We start from the raw sequence: 14,574 nt of genomic DNA on the forward strand, positions 1-14,574 counted from the left end.
GGGTGTGCCTCTGCCCGAGGGTGTGCCTCTGCGCCGACGCGTCACCCGGCCGCTGTGCCGGGAGTCGTCCAGGGGGTGGGCAGGGCGGTGGCGGGGGTGGTGTGTTCGGGGAGACCGGCGAGGGCTTCGACGCGGGCGGGGCGGTAGGGGGTGGGACCGCTCCACTCCAGCAGCAGAACGGTGGCGTCGTCCTCGAGCCGCCCGTCGTGGTAGGCAAGATGACGCCGGATCAGCCGGCGCAGGGTCTCCGGCACGGGCAGTCCGTCCGCATGGTGCTGGATGAGAAAGTCGGTGAAGCTCTCCAGGCCGAATTCCTGACCTTTGTGATCACGGGCTTCGGTGATGCCGTCGGTGTAGAGCAGCAGACGGTCGCCGGGCTCCAGCTGGTCCCGGCAGAGCGTGGGCGGCACGCCCAGGTCGGTACCCATGGGAGGGCTGGGGGAGCAGGACAGGGGCAGGGCGGTGCGCCCCTTGCGGATGACGACCGGCAGCGGGTGTCCGAGGCTGGTCCAGGTCAGTACCCCGGTGGCGGCGTTCAGCTCGGCCAGGATGCCGGTCGCGAAGCGGTTGGCGTCGAACTGCTTCACGAGGGCCTCTTCCACGGCCTCAGCGATCTGCAGGATTCCGCAGTTCCGCCGGCGGTGGTTACGGCTGGCCGCGAGCGCGAGGTTCGCGGTCAGCCCGGCGGCCGTGTCGTGGCCCATGGCGTCGAAGAGCGCCAGGTGCACGGTCTCTTCGGCGATGGCGTAGTCGAACACATCGCCGCTGACCTCATAGGCCGGCTCCATCACGGCACTGATCAGCACCCGGTCGGTGGCGAAGGTTCTGGGCGGCATGACGCGCCACTCCATCTCCGCGGCGATATTCATCCTCCGGCGCCGCACCAGCCGGGCGTAGGTATCGCTCACCCCTCGCTTACTGACCACCATCAAGGCGACCAGCCCGCCGAGATTGCGCAGGTCCTGGGCCGCCTGGGCGTCCATCTCCGTGCCCGGGGCGGCGGTGGCCCGCAGCGCTCCCAGCCGTTCGGTGCCGTCGAGCATCGGAACCCACCACTGGCCGCTCTCGGAGGTGCTACCCGCGACGATGCCCCCTGTCTGGAACGCGCGGCCGGCGAGCGTGCCTTCCACCCGCACCACATCCGACGCCGGCTCCACCCCTGCTCCGTAACCGGAGGCGTAGCCGGCGAGCCGGCACAGAATGACCTGCTGCAGATCGGCGAGGTAGATCTGCACATCCAGCCAGCCGACCTTGGCCGCGTGCTTGGCGACCAGGTCCGGGATCTGCTCCAGCGTGACCACATGGCTCGCGGCAATAAGATCACCCAGCATCCGCCCCCGGGCGGCTGGACTGCTCATGGAGGCACCTTTCCTCGGGCGTCGGCCCGCCGAGCGCTCCGCCCTGTGGGCGGTCCCGTCCACGGCATCGTCGGCTGCCCGTGCGGTCAGGGCGATGCCTGTGCTGTCGATGGTGACACCCTGAGGGAGCTCACCGACAGCGACACCGCGGTGTGGCACAAGAGCGACACCTCCGGGTTGCGGAGCGTGGGCCCTGAGTGACGGGACGCGACACGTCGCTCCACCACGACCGGCTCCGGGTTCTGGGTCCGCTACGGGGTTCGGCTCTGGTTCCGGGTCCGGGTGCGGTTCCGGGGCGGGGCGCGGTTCCGGCTCCGGTTCCGGCTCCAATTCTGGTTGCGCGATGCCGTCGCCCGCTCGTCAGTGGCGGCCCCCTCGCTCCCCCTGGGGCGCCAGTCGGACAACCGCTCCGATTTCCAGCGCGACATAGAGGGCACCGTCCGGCCCGAAGGCCAATCCGTGTGGTTCGGACGCGGCAATCGGCAGGTCGTACTCCTCGATGCGGCCGTCAGGGGTGATGGACCCGATGCGGTTGGCTCCCCATTCGGTGAACCAGCAGTCACCGGCCGGGCCGGCGACGATCGCGTGGGGCCGGGACGCAGGGTCCGGGAGGGGGAACTCGTCGATCTCGCCGTCCGTCGTGATCCGGCCTATCCGGCCGGCGCCTATCTCCACGAACCAGAGAGCGCCGTCCCCGCCGCAGGTGATGCCGACCGGTGCGGCGTTCTCGGTGGGAAGGGGGTGGAGCGTGATCTCGCCGTCGAAGCTGATGCGGCCGATCGCATGCGCTTGATTGAGGGTGAACCACAGGGCGTCATCGGGGCCGGCGGCGATGGCTGAGGGGAACGCGCCGCTGAGGGGCAGCGGAAATTCCGTCACCCGGCCGTCCGTGGTGATCCGGCCGATCCGGTCGCCATGCAGCTGTGTGAACCACAGCGCTCCATCGGGAGCGGACACCATGCCGTAGGGCCCACTGCCCGGAGTGGGAAGGGGGAAGGAGGTCACCTCGCCGGTCACGGTGATCCGCCCGATCCGATGGTCCTGGCTTCGGGTGAACCACAACGCGCCGTCGGGTCCCGAGGTGATGACGGACGGTCCGCAGGACGCGGAGTCGAGTGCATAGCGGTCGAGTTGACCCTCCGGTGTCAGCCGGGCGATCTGCCCCGCGTGGACCAAGGTGCACCACAGTGCGCCATCGGGGCCGGCGGTGAGGGCGTACGGGCCCGCGGCGGCGTCGGAGACGGGGATCTGCTGGAACGAGGCGGCACGACGGGGCATCGGTGGGGCTGGTCCTTTCGGGCGGGCGGGGCAGCACATGAGGCGGTGGTCAGGGATGGGGGAGCGGGCGTGTGCTTGGGAGCGGCAGCGTCGGAGCAGGGTTGACCGACAGACGCTAGTGCAACATTAGTTGCATTAAGAATGCTGACACGTTGCCGCCGCAGAAGCAACAAATTTCTTGGCGCACCCTCCGCGGATCTCCAACAGCACGTAAAACGTGGACAGTTGGCTCTCCCGGTCTCGCCGCTGCCATACGCCGCCGATTCACCAAGTCCCGAGCTCCTGCGCGCGCCGGCAGCGCTCAGCGGCACCGCCCGCCACGGGTCAACGCACAGGAACGACGGGACATGCATGTGGCAGCGACGGGTAGGGGAGCGTGCGACGGGGGCTCAGCAACAGGCGGGAGCCAGAAGCATGAGGACCAACAGCACCATGAAGGCAGGAATGGAGCCGGAGACCACGTCGAAGGTGTGTGCCGTTCCGGCTCCGACGGTGCTGCCGCACATCCCCGCTCCGCAGCGCGTCGCTCCGGCAGACGCACGGGAGTTGTCCAAGCTCTTCCTCCAGCGGCTGGAGACGGTGGAGGAGGGTACGCCCGAGTACCAGTACGTGCGGAACACCCTCATCGAGATGAACCTCTCCCTGGTGCGCTATGTCGCCCGCCGGTTCTCCAGCCGCAGGGAGTCGATGGAAGACGTTCTGCAGGTCGGCACGATCGGCCTGATCAAGGCGATCGACCGCTACGACCCTTCCCGTGACGTCGAGTTCACCACGCTGGCCGTCCCGTACATCCAGGGCGAGATCAAGCGGTTCTTCCGTGACACCACCTGGTCGGTGCGGGTGCCGCGGCGCCTGCAGGAGCTGCGGATCGACCTTGCCCGGGCCCGGGAGGAACTGGAGGGGCAGGGCAGCCACGAGCCGTCCGTCGCGGAGCTCGCCGACCACCTCGACATGCCGGAGGACGAGGTGTCCGAGGGCTTGGTGGCCTGCAACGGCTATGACAGCGATTCCATCGACCGGCCCATCCAGGCCGGCGGTGGCGGCAAGCAGCAGACCGGTCTCGTCGCCGACCTCATCGGCACCGAGGACCCCGCCCTCGCCCTGGCCGAAGACATCCAGGCCCTCAAGCCGCACCTGGCCAAGCTCGACGACCGCGAACGCACCCTCCTCCAGCTGCGCTTCGGGGCGGAGATGACGCAGGCCGAGATCGGCGAGGAGCTCGGCCTCTCGCAGATGCATGTCTCGCGCCTGCTGACCCGCGCCTGCACCACCTTGCGCAAGGGACTGCTCGCCGAGGGGTGACGGGGCCGCCATGACGGTGGCCCCGGCCTCCATGAAGGTGGCTCAGAGCGATGGCTCAGAGTGGTGGCGAGGAAGACGGCAGGGAAGACGGCGAGAAAATGGCACGGCGGCCAGGGGCCGGTGGCCGAGCGGACGCGAGTGCCCCGCCCCGCCCCGCCGGGTCCGGCCGTCCTCAGCCGGCCTGGCTGCTGTCCTTCAAGCTGCCCCAGCCGTGCCAGCGGTCGATCTCGATCCAGGCGCTGACCCGGCGGCGGTCCCGCTGTGGGTACGGCTTGCCGAGGTACTGCCGCGCCAGGCGGTCGATATCCGCGAGTTCGTCGTCGTCACGGATTTCGGCGACGTGGCCGATGAGGCTGATGTGTGTGTACCAGTTGCCCTCGTCCAGCACGGTGAGGGTGACCCGGGGGTCGTTGCGGAGGTGCGCCAGCCGCTTTCGGCCTTCATCCATGTTGACCAGCACCCGGCCGTTGTCCCAGAGGTACCAGGTGGCCGTGGAGACCGGCTGCCCGTCCGAGCGCAGCGTGGTGATGACCGCGGGGTTCGCTTTGCCCAGCATGGTGACTGCCGCGTCGGGAAGCGGTGGTTTCGACATCTGAGGCGCCCTCCACTACGTAGCCGTCCGCCGGCCGGGACGTGCGACATGATCGACATAACGACTGTACTCAGTTCACCCACCGGGTTCCTGCTGACCGGGGCGACCGTGGCGGGAGCCGCTTCCCGCCTTCACGGCCGTCCTGCCGGGCGCTGATCCGGAGGACGAGCCGGCCTCAAGGTCCGTCCTCCGGATCAGCGCCCGCGTCCTCTTCGGCTATTCGGCAGCCACCGGCCGGGAGGGGTACCGGACGGCCGGCTCGTCGACGCCGCTCGGTGCCGCCGGGGCGACGGCCGGCTTCCGGAGCAGGAGCATCGCGGCGTCATCGTGGAGTTCTCCGCCCACATGCGTGAGCAGATCTTCATGGAGCGCGGCGAGGGTGCGGGACGGGTCCTCCGAGAGGTGCAGGGCCAGCCGTTCCCGGAGCGGGTAGAACTCCCGCTCGTGGTCGCGGGCCTCGGTCACGCCATCGGTGTAGAAGAGCAGCTGGTTCCCGTCGGCCAGGGCTACTTCCTGGAGGCTCGGGGTCTCGTCGGCGAGCGCCCGCAGGCCGAGCGGCGGGGTCGGCCGGGCAGGCTCCACGGGCAGCACGCCCGCGTCCTGGACCAGCAGTGGAGCGGCATGCCCGCAGTTGACCAGCTCCATCCGGTCGGCGTCCGGGTATCCCGCGATCACCGCGGTGACGAAGTCGTCCGGCCCGAGGTTGCGCGCCAGGCTCCGTTCGATCCGGTGGACGACATCGAGGAGATCCGGCTCGTCGTAGGCCGCCTCCCGGAAGACGCCCAGGACCAGGGCGGCGACCCCGACCGCCGGCAGGCCCTTGCCGCGTACGTCGCCGACGATGAGCCGGATGCCGAAGGGCGTGGGCACCAGCGCATACAGGTCCCCGCCGATCCGGGCCTCGGCAGCGGCGGCGCTGTACCGGACCGCCGCCTGGAAATGCCCCACGGTCGAGGGCACCGGTTTGAGGAAGGCGTGTTGTGCGGCCTCGGCGACCGAGCGGACGGCGGCCAGTACCCGTTCACGGCGCCTGCGCAGGGCACTGGCCAGAGTGCTGGCCAAGGTCACGGCGGACAGTGCGGACAGCACGATCGCCAGCTCACGATCCGAGGTACCGGCATGCACACCGATGGCGGCGCCCAGCCCCACGGCCAGCGCACCGATGCGGAGCACTCCCCACGGCCCGCTGGTGGCGGCGGCCAGCGCGGGGCCGACGGCGAGCAGCGGCAGCCAGCTCATCCCGGTCCCGCCCGTCAGGGCGAGGAGCGCGACGGCCGCGATGATCAGAACCGGCACTCCGGCGGCGAAGTGCCGGCGGACGCCCGCGCCGCCGGACGGAGCATCACCCCGGGCCGGGGCAGGACGACGGGCAGCCCTCCACAGAGCGGAGAACGGACGGGCAAGCTGTCGCTGCGGCCGGTGGGTGGGGTGGTGGGTTCGGGCTGGGCGCATGTCCTCGTCCGCGGCTCGCTTCCCTGCTCATGGCACTTACGTACCTAAATGTCCGTTTCATCTAGGAAACGGGTGTGAGGGTGGCGGCCGCAAGGACCGGGATTTCAGATAGTGAGCGAAAGCCCCCTGGTCACGCGGCCCGCTGCCGGAATCAGCCGGTTCCGGACCTCGTCGATGCGGGAGATCCGATCCGCCCGGAGTGACACACCGAGGGAGCCGAGCGTCTCACCGCTGTACACCGGTACCGCGACACAGAACGTCCCGAGGGCGTACTCCTCCATGTCCGTCATCGCCGGCTGCAGGGGTGTGGTGTCGAGCTGCCGGAGGAGTTCGGCGCGGCCGGTGATGGTGCGCGGTGTGAGATCGGCGAGAGGGTGTCGCGAGAGGTAGTCGTCACGGGCTTCGTCGTCCAGCTCGCGCAGCACGCACTTGCCCAGCGCCGTGGCGTGCCCGGCGTCCTCGAAGCCCACCCAGAGGTCCACCCGCGGTGCCCGGGGGCCGTCGATGATCTCGACGACCCGGATTTCGCCGTCCTCGTAGAAGGTCAGGTAGGCGGCGGCCGAAAGGGCGTCCCGCAGCGCCGCGAGCGCGGGCCGGACCCGGGTCAGCAGCGCCTGTCCCTGTCCGCCGGCGTGCAGCGTGGTCAGCTTCTCGCCCAGGACGAAACCGCCGTCGTCCAGCTTCCGGATGTACCCGTCGTGAGCCAGTGTGCGCAGGAGGTGATACGTGGTCGCCAGGGGCAGCCCCGTCTCCCGTGCCAGCTGCTTCGCGGGCGCGCCGCCCTCGTGCGCGCCGACAGCCTCCATCAGCCGGAAGGCTCGCTGGACGGAGGTGATGAGCGTGGGGCCCTCGCCGTTGCCCATACGTTCAGCCTGCCTCTGGCGCCGCACCCGGGCAAGGCCCTCTCCCTGTACGCGGCCTTCTCTTGCGGACGGTATGCGGCGGAGCACACACGGCGAGCAAGGCGTCCGAATCGGAGGTGCGCATGAGCGGATGCACTCAGGCGCAGGTGCCAAGTGCCGTGGAAGCTCGCACGCCGGGCGGCAGCGGTCAGATCTCGTCCCAGGGGGCGGCCTGGTACAGGCTCCGCAGCGTGCGCACCAGCTCCGTATCCGCCGGATAGCGTGTGTCGTCGATCGCCGAGACGGCGGCAACGCCTTGGGAGTTGGAGACGAAGGCCCCCTCGAAGGAGGCCAAGTCGTCGGTGTGCACCGGCCGTTGCGTCCAGGGCACCCCGGCCCGGTCCAGTTCCCGCCGGAGCACCAGCATGGTGGTTCCCAGGAGGGCGGGTGCGTCGGGCCAGATGACCTTTCCGTCCTTGACGAAGCCGATGTTGGTGGTCGCGCCCTCGGCCACCGCACCGTCCGGTGCCACCAGAAGAGCCTCGTCGAACCCCTCCTGCTGCACCCGGCTCAGGTGGTACCGCTGCCCGAATCCCCCGAGATGCTTGAGGTGGGCCGCGGGCCGCTGGTACGCCACACTGCGCAGACGCTGTGCGGTCCCGGGCTCGGGGACCGGGGGACGGACGGTCACCACCGTGACCGGCCCGTCGCCGGGCTCGGGGTGGTAGACGTAGACACGGACCGCGGCGTCCTGGCTCCGTTCCCGCAGGGCATGGCGGATTCTGCCGCGGACCAGCTCGCCGTCCAGCCCCACCCCGAAGAGCTCACGGGTGGCCACGTCCAGCCGGTGCAGATGGAGATCCAGTCCGCGCACACGGCCCGTCCTGACCTGCATGGCCGTGAAATGTCCCTGGCCGCTCAGCATGTCGAACAGCAGCGGATCGGCCTCGGTGGCACGGCCGTTGATCTCGATACGGGGCGCGGTCGAATCGGTCATGATCAGCATCCTAGGGGCCGTTCATATGGGGTGGGCGCCCGGCTTCAAGCGGTGGGGAGGAGGGTGCTCGCGACCGCGCCGAGGTCTGCGCCCTCATCCCGCCGCATCCCACCGTGCCAGAACAAACATTCGATTATGGGCGTACCCTGACGGCATGGCCACGCATCTCCAGGGCTCGCTCTTCGACCAGACCGATGAGGTCCGGCTCGGTCCGCTGCGCGCGATGCGCCGGTCCGAGCTCGGCGACGGTGCCTGGATCGATCTGCTGCCCGGCTGGCTGAGCGGGGCGGACGCCCTGTTCGAGCAGCTTGCCGCCGAGGTTCCCTGGCAGGCCGAGCGCCGGCGGATGTACGAGCAGGTGGTGGACGTACCGCGACTGCTCGCCTTCTATCAGGCCGACGACGCCCTGCCGCACCCCGTCCTCGACGAGGTGAGGAAGGCGCTCTCCGCCCACTACGCCACCGAGCTCGGCGAACCGTTCACGACGGCCGGCCTCTGCTACTACCGGGACGGTCACGACAGCGTGGCCTGGCACGGTGACCGGATCGGCCGCGGCAGACGGGAGGACACGATGGTCGCCATCCTGTCCGTGGGTGCGCCGCGCGATCTGCTGCTGCGCCCGAGGCGCGGCGGCGGCACGGTACGGCGCCCGCTCGGGCACGGCGATCTGCTCGTGATGGGCGGCTCCTGCCAACGGACCTGGGAGCATGCGATCCCCAAGAGCACCCGCGCGACAGGACCGCGGATCAGTATCCAATTCCGGCCCCACGGTGTGCACTGAGGGCGGCCGCGACTTCCGGTCATGACAGAGGGCCCCCGAGTCGCAAGCGGCTCGGGGGCCCGGTAACTACCGGGGGCGGTCCGGTCAGTGTCTGTGGCACACCAGGTGGGCCCGGTGCCAGGTCCGGGTCCAGTGGCCCGGGTGGCGGTGGCCGTGCCGGTCCCGCCAGGCCGGGTGCCAGACACGGATCCAGTGTCCATGGACCATGTGACAGCGGCCCCTGTCGACGTGCCTGGTGGGGGAGTGGCCGCCGGGGTGCGACGGCGTGGCCGAGGCGACTCCCACCGAGGAGAAGACCGCACCTCCGGCGAGAGCCACGGTGGCGGCGCCGAGAGCGATGGCGCGCTTGAACCCGTCAATCATTGAGGATCATGCCTTTCTGCGTTGCGGTGATGTTGGCTGCCCCGCCTGTGGCCGGGCAGGAATGACCATGCACCTGTGGCGCACTCTTCATCCCGCCAAATCCCATGGTTTTACGCAATGCAGACAGAAGGCCGAGAAAAGCAGAAATCCTATGAATGTGGCCGATATACGGGAAGCCGCAGGACGCGGGCCGGTCCCGAACACCTGGGCCGGGGCGCGACCTGAGGCCTTGTGCGCCCCCGTGCCGGCCGGCCTCAATCCGGCGTGTTCTCCTCCAGCAGGGCCACGATCGCGGCGTGCCCCGTCTCCTGGTGGTACTCGGCCCCACCGGTGCCGTCCGGTGCGTGGACGGTGAGTTCGACCAGTTCGGTGCCTTCGGGGCGAGGGCTGCGCCGGACCTCGCACCGGGCGTCAGGGGCCGCGCCCGCCTTCCGGCGCAGCTCGCTCTCGATGTCCTTGCCGCTCTCCTCGCGGGCCAGATGACAGGCCGTCCGGCCCTGTGCATCGGTGAGCCGCGGGCTGGCGCCGTGATGCAGCAGGGCCCGCACGACCGCGATCGATCCTCGCTCGGCCGCCACCATCAGCGGGGTGCGGTCGCGGTGACCTGCGTCCGGATCGGCCTGTCCCTCCAGTAGGAGCTGGGCGGTCCGGTGGTGGCCGTTGGTGGCCGCCCACATCAAGGGGGTGTACGACGTGCCGTCATCCTCCCTGAGATCGGGGTCGGCGCCGTGTGCGAGCAGTGCGCGCACCACCTCGTCATGGCCCCAGCAGGCCGCCGCACACAGCGGTAGCCCCTCACTTCCCGGTTGCCCCCTGCTCTCCGTATCGGGTGAGGCTCCTGCTTCGAGGAGCAGTCGCACCATGTCCGACTGGCCTGACACCGCAGCCAGGTACAACGGCGTCTCCCCGTCGGCATCCGGGGCGGCGGGGGAAGCACCCTGCCGCAGGAGCTCTTCCGCCGTGTCCACCTCGTTCGCGTAGACGGCGGAGATGAGTCGTGGGGTCAACGCCTCGGTCATGCAGAGTCCTTCCGCGGGAGAGCCGGCATCGGCGAAGCGTACGACGGTGCCGCCCGAGGCCGCCGTGGCCGTAGCGCACCTGGCGACGGCGGGCGGAACTCGGCATGACGGACGCGTCCGTCGGCGTCAGCGCGCGGCGTCATCGTCCGCCGCCCCGCTCGTCCTCTGCCCCGCCCGTCCGCGGTTCCCGCCGACGGCAGCCCCAACGCCCCATAGAGAAGCACCGGTTCAGCCGCTGTTCGGGAAGAGCCGGTCCAGGTGATGGCGGAGGACCGGCGCGGCGGCCTCCGGGGTGCGCTGGCCGACCAGGACGCTGGTGCCCAGGCCGGCCGACAGAGCGAGCAGGCTGATCGCCTCGGTGCGGCCCCGACAAGCGCCCTCGCGACAAGCGCCCTCGCGCCGCCACCTCATCAAGCCCTCGGCGATCGGCGGTCTCGCCTCCCGTGTCACCGCCCCGCCAGATGCTCCACGGCCGTCAGGACCCGGCCGGCACCGTCCTCGGCGCCGATCAACGACGAGACCTGCCGGGCGCGATGACGGTACCGGGGGTCGTGCACGGCCTTCCGTAGCGCCTCCGCCAGGTTCTCTGCGGAGAGTCGCCGGAACGGGACCTTTCCCGGGCTGACCCTGAGTGCGGTGAGACGCGCTGCCCAGAAGGGCTGGTCCAGCATCATCGGCACCGGGACCGCCGGCACCCCCGCGCGCAGACCGGCCGCGGTGGTTCCGGCCCCCGCGTGATGGACGACGGCCGCCATCCGCGGGAACAGCCAGGCGTGCGGCACCTCGCCCACCGTCAGCACCTCGTCGCCGTCCACCGACAGACCGGCCCAGCTCGCCTGGACGACACCGCGTACGCCGGCGAGCTTCAGGGCTCGTGCGACGAGCCGCCCGAGCCGCTCCGGATCGCTCGGCTGCATACTGCCGAATCCCACATACACCGGTGGCGGACCGGACTGCAGGAAGTCCGCGAGCCGGGGCTCCGGCGTCCAGTCAGGGTCCTCCGACGGCCACCAGTAGCCGGCCACCTCCATCCCCGGCCGCCAGTCGACGGGCCGGGGGACCACCACCGGGCTGAAGCCGTGCTGGACGGGCCAGGTGGCCCGCCGGCGTTCCAGGGCGGCCGGCGGCACACCCAGCCGTCGCTGCAGATGGCGCACGCCCGGGGCAAAGGCCCGGGTCAGCAAGGACTCGGCGCACCGTGCCGCGGCCCGGTTGGTGAACGGCCCCATCGACGGCATGTCGAAGATGACCGGCGGGAACTCCCGTGTGGGCGCGAGGGGTTGCAGGAAGACGCCGAGGCTGGGCAGCCCCAGACCCTCCGCCGCCACCAGCCCCAACGGCGCCAAACTGCTGGACAGCAGCACGACTTCCGCGCCCGACGCACAGGCCTCCGCCACCGCGTCGGCCATCTCCGGCGCCAATTCCCTGGCCAGCTTTATCTGTTCGACTTTGGAGAGACCGGCCCCGGAGCCCCCTTTCCCCGGCCCGTCTCCCTGCTGGGAGCCCGTTCCGGAGGTGGCGTACCGATCGAGCGGAAGCGGGCGGAAGCCGAGGCCGCTGCGGCGGACCGTCTCGGCCGAGCGGGCATGGGTGGCCATCACCACCCGGTGTCCGGCTTGCCGCAGCCGGGCACCGAGGCCGGTGTAGGGAGCCACGTCCCCGTGCGAACCTGCGGTAGCGATCAGGATGTGCATGGTCGGCAGTGTTCCGTTCCCTGAGTTCCGGCGATTCCGACCACGGAGTGCTTCACCCGGGTGGGGTATCCACCGGAGTCCCGTGGAGCCGAAAACGCTTGTTTTCCTGCACGGTTGTGCAGGGCGGCCGCTGTCAGTCCCGCTGTGCGATCACCCGGTAGGCGTTGGAGAGACGGGTGCGCCGGGTGAGGGGCGCCAGCAGGATGTCGAGTCCGAAGAGGACGAGGAGGGCGGGCGCGGCGGCCAGCAGGGACAGCCTGCGGACCCAGCGGCTGACCGGGCCGGGCCTCCTGGGCAGCCAGGGCAGATCTTCGCCCGGGAGTACGGAGTTGAGCACATTCACGGCCGCGGAGGTCAGATCGGTGGGGATGTGCGGCTCCCGCCGGTTGGTGGCCACAACGGTGAAACCCTGCTCGGTCAGCGCGGCGCAGAGGTTGTCCAGGGGGATCAGGTGCAGGTGCTGTGGCTGGAGCCATGGGCCCCACCAGCGGCCGAGTAACCGGGCGGCGGCGGACTGGGGGTCGGGGACCTCGATCAGGAGGTGCCCACCGCGCCGGAGCGCCGTATGCGCGGCGGCCAGTTCTTGCCGCGGCGCCAGAGTGTGTTCCAGGTAGTGATACATGCTCACCACGTCGTACTGACAGGTGAGTTGGCCCGCCAGACCGGCGAAGGAGCCCCGGTAGGCACGGGCGAGACGGCCGTTGCGCACGCCGATCTCGACACCTTCGCCCCAGTCGAGCCCGTGGAATTCGGTACGCGGATGGATGCGCCGGGCCTCGGCGCAGAAGTGGCCGTGGCCGGTCCCCACGTCCAGCCAGCGTCCGGGGCGGCTGAACGGGAGCAGGGCCCGCGCGCGGGCCCGGTAGAGCTTGACCGCGAGGGGCGAGGCGGCCATCCGCGCCATCGTTGCTTCGCCCAGGCCGTCGTAGCAGTCGCGGTAGTAGAAATCCAGCCCGTCCGCGCTCAGCCGGGGATTCTGGAAGACGTGCCCGCAGTTACGGCACTGGTCGAGGACGAACTTCCCCGGTTTGCGCTGGGGGTGGTTGGTGGTGCACAGACGCCGGCGCAGGCGGGCGGAGGTGCACCACGGGCAGGTGGTGCGCTCCGGATCGAAGAACCGCTCCAGCCCATGCGCCAGCTCGTCCTGGTAGCGGGGTCTGTGGGCGGCGATCTGCTCGCTTCGCTTGTTCGTCACGGGGAGCCCCTTTCAGCTGTAGTCCTGGTGGCGTGGGCACGGCCGTCGGTGTTGAGGGTGGGTGCGATACGCGAGGTTGGCCTTCCTGGGCCGCACCGCCAGCAGGCCGAGCCGGACCGGCCGGCCGAGGCGAGCGGCAACCCGCTGCTGCGTCGCCCCGATCGCGCACCGCGGCAGGAAGGCCCGGCCGGGCAGCTGTGCCCGCGGTCGGCCAGGGCACCGTCCGGCGCTCACGAGGCCGCCGCCGCACGGGTACGGGCACGGGCACGGGGCGTGGAGAAGCGGCGCACACAGGGCCGCTCCACCCCTGCGTACAGCAGCCACGAAGTCAGCAGTACGAAGGGAATCCCGAGCAGCACCACGCTGAGATTGCTCCAGCCGTGGTCCTTCAGCCCCAGGTACAGCAGCCCCAGCACCAGGAAGTGGACGAGGTACATGGCGTAGGACATCTCACCGAGGAGCACCAGGGGCCGGGTACGCAGCAGCGAGGTCCGGTCGCGCAGATCGAGCTCCGCGGTCGCATGGACCAGCACGACGAGCGGGGCGACGGTCGAGGCCGCGTACAGGAAGCCCTGCGGCAGGAACGCGGAGTTCATGATGACCGCGCTGATGACACCCAGCGCGGACGGGATGACGCCGATCCGCGGAATCCGGAGTCCCGACGAGGCGATACGCGCCGCCAGCATGCCGAGGACGAACTCGGGCAGCCGGGTGACCGGCAGCATGTACAGGAACCAGTACTCGGGAAAGGACGAGCCGTCAGGGTTGACGACGAGTGCGCAGAACACCGGCCACAACCAGACGACCGCGATCGCCGTTGCCGCGCCGATGAGCAGCCCACGAGGCGACAGCCGCTTGATCCGGGGCAGCATGAAGGGGAAGAGGAAATAGAAGAACACTTCGGCCGCGAGGGACCAGGAAACAGGGTTGCCCGCGGAGACGAAGAGGTGGCTGGGTACCCAGGTGTGCACCAGGAAGAGGCTGGAGAGACTGGCCGCTATCCCGGAACCCTCAGAGAAGGTCGTCGCACCGGCACAGGCGAGCGCGCCGACGACGATGCACCAGGTGAGCGCGTGATTGGGAAAGATTTTGGCGGCCCGCCGCCGCCAAAAGGCGCGTGCGGTGTCGTCCGGTCGGGCGGAGTGTGTGAGCACATAGCCGCTCAGAATGAAGAAAAGCGATACCGCACTCCCGCCCACCCATACTTCGGGCCCGAGGGTCTTGGCGAGATGCGGGTTGATCATCAGCATGCTGTGCGTATAGAGCACGGCGACCGCGGCGGCGAAGCGCAGACCGGTCAGCGAGGACAACCGCTTGGGAGCCGGGGGTGTGCTGTCCGTGCCCGGTGGTTTCGCGTCCCTGTGACCCGCAACGGGGCCTCCCGCCATGGCGGTTGACTCGGACGACGGACCGGAAGGATGGTGCACGAGAGGCCTCCTGCGGGGGATCACCCAGGCCCGTGCCACCACTCATTTACGTATGGCTGCGCCGGTGGGTCGCCCGGGATCGGATGGAAGGACTGGTCCTTGCCCCGTGCGGAGGAATGGGCGGCCCGTCGCGCGGATAGCACGATTGACCCACCGCGCTACGCCCCGTGCATAGGGTGGGTGACCCGATTTCACTCGTACGGTCCAGCGTTTGGTGATCGCGCCGGGCGTTATGTGACCCGGCGCGAAGAGCGCCTGTGCCGCCGCCCCGGAC

General features: G+C 70.2%; 12 protein-coding genes and 1 pseudogene. 2 read left to right on the forward strand and 11 right to left on the reverse strand.

The window, feature by feature from the left end:
• Nucleotides 1-41 precede the first annotated feature (41 nt).
• Both NUT86_RS39035 and NUT86_RS39040 read right to left on the reverse strand, forming a co-directional pair.
• Nucleotides 42-1,331: a PP2C family protein-serine/threonine phosphatase gene (locus tag NUT86_RS39035; protein ID WP_018091518.1), complete on the reverse strand. Its 1,290-nt coding sequence runs from the start codon at nucleotides 1,329-1,331 to the stop codon at nucleotides 42-44.
• A 387-nt stretch (nucleotides 1,332-1,718) separates the two neighbouring features.
• Nucleotides 1,719-2,636: a Vgb family protein gene (locus NUT86_RS39040; RefSeq protein ID WP_159483760.1), complete on the reverse strand. Its 918-nt coding sequence runs from the start codon at nucleotides 2,634-2,636 to the stop codon at nucleotides 1,719-1,721.
• Nucleotides 2,637-3,080: 444 nt separating this feature from the next.
• On the opposite strand from NUT86_RS39040, the gene NUT86_RS39045 reads away from it, so the two are divergent.
• Nucleotides 3,081-3,938 (forward strand): SigB/SigF/SigG family RNA polymerase sigma factor, encoded by an 858-nt coding sequence (locus tag NUT86_RS39045; RefSeq protein ID WP_266440362.1) that lies wholly within the window; start codon nucleotides 3,081-3,083, stop codon nucleotides 3,936-3,938.
• 172 nt (nucleotides 3,939-4,110) lie between these two features.
• Here NUT86_RS39045 and NUT86_RS39050 read toward each other — a convergent pair whose 3' ends face one another.
• The 4 genes from NUT86_RS39050 to NUT86_RS39065 all read right to left on the reverse strand — a co-directional run bounded on the left by NUT86_RS39050 (nucleotide 4,111) and on the right by NUT86_RS39065 (nucleotide 7,821).
• Nucleotides 4,111-4,530, reverse strand: coding sequence for a PPOX class F420-dependent oxidoreductase (locus tag NUT86_RS39050; RefSeq protein ID WP_274740155.1), 420 nt, complete (start codon nucleotides 4,528-4,530; stop codon nucleotides 4,111-4,113).
• 216 nt (nucleotides 4,531-4,746) lie between these two features.
• On the reverse strand, nucleotides 4,747-5,826 hold the full coding sequence (locus NUT86_RS39055; protein WP_159483756.1) for a PP2C family protein-serine/threonine phosphatase: 1,080 nt from the start codon (nucleotides 5,824-5,826) through the stop codon (nucleotides 4,747-4,749).
• A gap of 260 nt (nucleotides 5,827-6,086) precedes the next feature.
• On the reverse strand, nucleotides 6,087-6,845 hold the full coding sequence (locus NUT86_RS39060; RefSeq protein ID WP_018091512.1) for an IclR family transcriptional regulator: 759 nt from the start codon (nucleotides 6,843-6,845) through the stop codon (nucleotides 6,087-6,089).
• Between the two features lie 187 nt (nucleotides 6,846-7,032).
• The gene (locus NUT86_RS39065) at nucleotides 7,033-7,821 is read right to left on the reverse strand and encodes an aminotransferase class IV (RefSeq protein WP_274740159.1); all 789 of its coding nucleotides are present in this window, start codon (nucleotides 7,819-7,821) and stop codon (nucleotides 7,033-7,035) included.
• Nucleotides 7,822-7,975: 154 nt separating this feature from the next.
• On the opposite strand from NUT86_RS39065, the gene NUT86_RS39070 reads away from it, so the two are divergent.
• A complete protein-coding gene (locus tag NUT86_RS39070; RefSeq protein ID WP_274740161.1) occupies nucleotides 7,976-8,602 on the forward strand; it encodes an alpha-ketoglutarate-dependent dioxygenase AlkB in 627 nt (208 codons plus the stop codon).
• Between the two features lie 617 nt (nucleotides 8,603-9,219).
• On the opposite strand, the gene NUT86_RS39075 is transcribed toward NUT86_RS39070, so the two are convergent.
• The 5 genes and pseudogenes from NUT86_RS39075 to NUT86_RS39095 form a co-directional block, all read right to left on the reverse strand.
• A complete protein-coding gene (locus NUT86_RS39075; protein WP_274740163.1) occupies nucleotides 9,220-9,984 on the reverse strand; it encodes an ankyrin repeat domain-containing protein in 765 nt (254 codons plus the stop codon).
• A 228-nt stretch (nucleotides 9,985-10,212) separates the two neighbouring features.
• Nucleotides 10,213-10,347: pseudogene (locus NUT86_RS39080) on the reverse strand (TetR/AcrR family transcriptional regulator); the annotation flags it as partial.
• An 83-nt stretch (nucleotides 10,348-10,430) separates the two neighbouring features.
• Nucleotides 10,431-11,678: a glycosyltransferase gene (locus NUT86_RS39085; protein ID WP_274740165.1), complete on the reverse strand. Its 1,248-nt coding sequence runs from the start codon at nucleotides 11,676-11,678 to the stop codon at nucleotides 10,431-10,433.
• Nucleotides 11,679-11,811: 133 nt separating this feature from the next.
• Nucleotides 11,812-12,873, reverse strand: a complete 1,062-nt coding sequence (locus NUT86_RS39090) for a class I SAM-dependent methyltransferase (RefSeq protein WP_018091505.1) — start codon at nucleotides 12,871-12,873, stop codon at nucleotides 11,812-11,814.
• A gap of 230 nt (nucleotides 12,874-13,103) precedes the next feature.
• Entirely contained in the window at nucleotides 13,104-14,183 is a 1,080-nt protein-coding gene (locus NUT86_RS39095; RefSeq protein WP_274740167.1) for an acyltransferase family protein, read from the reverse strand.
• Nucleotides 14,184-14,574: the final 391 nt, after the last annotated feature.

The sequence above is a fragment of the Streptomyces sp. G7(2002) genome (assembly GCF_028870195.1).
In the GTDB taxonomy this organism is placed as follows: domain Bacteria; phylum Actinomycetota; class Actinomycetes; order Streptomycetales; family Streptomycetaceae; genus Streptomyces; species Streptomyces nigrescens.